Genomic DNA, 1,996 nt, shown 5'->3' on the forward strand with positions numbered 1-1,996 from the left:
CGCTCGGCTTCCGCCCCGCGCCCATCGAGCGCCGCCTGCCGCCGGGTGAAACCCTCGGTCTCCAAGGCTTCGAGCCGCGCCGCCTCGATGCCGAAACCCGGATCGAGCCCATCGAGCGGGTCGCGGAACAGCCGCAGCAGGCGAGCACTCTCCCGTTCCGCTTGGGCGGTGCCGATGGTGAAACTTTGTTGGCTGCTATCGACGCGCTCCAAGGTGAACGCCAGCCGTCGCACGCCTAAGCCCGCCTCGGTGAGGCGCAGGATCAATCTTTCCAGCAGGTGCCGAAGCGCGACTTCCACGCTTTCCCGCGTGCCGATGGGCTCCACGAACGGCGTGCGTTCAGCATAGTGCGGGGCAGTTTTGTGCCAGCGGATAACTTCTGGACGATGCCCCAGCACGGCATCGAGCCGCTGCGGCAAAGTAATGCCAAAGCGATTGGCCAAGGGCGCACGCGGTTGCGCCAGCAGATCGCCGATCTGGCGCAGCCCCAAACGGTGCAAGCCCGCGAGCACCTCCGGCGCAAGCCGCAGCGCCGCAATCGGCAAGGGCGCGAGCATCTGCCGGATCGCGCCCACGGGCAAAATCCCCCCGTCGCCGAACCCCGCCCAGGCCCAGGCCGCGCCCGGCGTATCGGCCAAGGCAAGACGGAAGCTGACACCGAAATCCCGAAAGGCCGCGCCGATGTCATCCATCAACCCTGGCTCCCCACCGAAAAGACCCGCAACGCCCGTGACATCGAGCAGCACCGCCGTGTCGCCATCGGGTGCGGTGAGCGGCGACCAGCGCTGACAGCGCAAGGCAAGGCGGGCGAGCGCGGCGGCGGTCGCTTCCACATTCAGCGCTTGGGTCGGTAAATCAGGAAAGGCCGCCAGGGCATCGGCCAAGCGTTGCCCTGGGCGCAAGCCGCCCTGCTGCGCTGCCTCGGTGACAGCCGCCAGTACCAGCGCGCTGCCTTCTTTCGTGAGCAGCGCTGCTCGCAGGCCGGGCTCCCAGCCCAGCCGATCAGTCGGCCAGAACGGAAGCTGGATGGAGACGAAGCGCGTCATGATCCCAACCCGCGATAAATTCCGATGGCTGCCCGCCCCGACAGCGCTGCAACGCAACCCGCCAGATCGGGCGTTGCTCTCCCGGCTGAGGCGTTACGTGCCAGCGGGTGAGCGCCGCACTGGTCCCGCCCTTCTGCCCGCAGAGTAACGCCATGCAACCCCCCGCCTCCGCCGCAAGGTGCAGACGGCGCGAAACGGTCAAATCCCGGCTCTCAGCTTCCGCCAACACCACGGCAAAACAGCCACTGCGTAAAACCTCCTCCAGTACCCACAGCCGCTGCGTCTCGGCGACGGCTTCAAGGCTCACGATTTGCTCCGGCGCAATCCCAAAACCCGCCAAACCGGGTGGATAGAGCATCAGGGCTTTCGGTGCCCCCAGAACCAGCAGCAGCCCCGGCGCACGCGCCGCCAAAGACCCGGCCCGCAAGCGCCAAAGCCCAGGCGAGCGCCGCCGGTCCTTGCACCTCGTGCAACCCCGCCTGGGGCAATCCCCGCCACGGCAGCCGCGCGTCAAGTTCCGCCGATCCAAGCGAAATGACCTTCCTCTCGTCCCGCGTCGCCGGGCTAATCTGGCGCAGCAACGCCCGTGCGCGCGGTAAGCGCACGGCAGGCGATAGGACGGGGATTGGGGCGGAACTAAGCATGTTCCTTATATGTTCTTATTTGGAGTATAAGTCAACGCGCTGTCTTCGGTAATCCTCCCATTTTTAAGGGGGCTCGCACGTAGATTTTCCACACACTGAGCTCGGCAAACATCTTCTTCAGCCAACGGTTTTCATCCTCAAGGCTCTTCGTTTCCGAGATCATCGACGCATCCATACCCCCGTACTTGGTCCGCCATTTATAGAACGTCCCGCTGCTCGTCCGGTGTTCCCGGCATAGCTCGATAATCGGAACGCCACCCTCCGCCTGACGTAGAATGCCCATTATTTACGATTCCGTAAAAACGG

2 protein-coding genes and 1 pseudogene are annotated in these 1,996 nt (G+C 65.0%); all 3 read right to left on the reverse strand.

Annotated elements, in window-relative coordinates:
• The coding region (locus tag VZ95_RS19310) for a Y-family DNA polymerase (protein ID WP_045777312.1) at positions 1-1,046 on the reverse strand (1,046 nt) is incomplete at its 3' end.
• Complete coding sequence (locus VZ95_RS19315) at positions 1,003-1,473, reverse strand: ImuA family protein (protein WP_156995430.1); 471 nt, start codon at positions 1,471-1,473, stop codon at positions 1,003-1,005. The genes VZ95_RS19315 and VZ95_RS19310, both read right to left, overlap by 44 nt.
• 317 nt (positions 1,474-1,790) lie before the next feature.
• Positions 1,791-1,973, reverse strand: a pseudogene (locus VZ95_RS19320) (transposase); the annotation flags it as partial.
• Positions 1,974-1,996: the final 23 nt, after the last annotated feature.

It is taken from the genome of Elstera litoralis (genome assembly GCF_000963705.1).
In the GTDB taxonomy this organism is placed as follows: Bacteria; Pseudomonadota; Alphaproteobacteria; order Elsterales; family Elsteraceae; genus Elstera; species Elstera litoralis.